The 294-nt window shown below is 66.3% G+C and carries 1 pseudogene; it reads right to left on the bottom strand.

The features are described from left to right. Positions 1–294: pseudogene (locus tag NE591_RS14985) on the bottom strand (NADH:flavin oxidoreductase); the annotation flags it as partial.

Raw genomic sequence — 294 nt, forward strand, 5'->3', positions numbered from 1 at the left:
CGATGATGGCGGTGGTGCGGCCCGTCTCCATGCACAGGTGGCCGAACTCGCAGCCCGGAAGGCCGCCGCCGATGATGGCGACGTTGCGGCTGATGGGCCACGGCGACTTCTCGGTCATCGTGCGCGCGAACGACGGCGTGTAGTACATACTGAGGAACAGCGAGCCCGCGCCCCACATGAAGCTGTTGAACGCGCCTTTCTTCCCTGCGGGCTTGTGGCCGTTGATCATCTCGAGGAAGTCGTGCGACGAGACGACGTTCTTGCCGTCGGCGCCCGGCACGTCCAGCCCCAGGG

Origin of the sequence: Adlercreutzia sp. DFI.6.23 (assembly GCF_024462535.1) — a bacterium.
Taxonomy (GTDB): Bacteria; Actinomycetota; Coriobacteriia; order Coriobacteriales; family Eggerthellaceae; genus Adlercreutzia; species Adlercreutzia rubneri.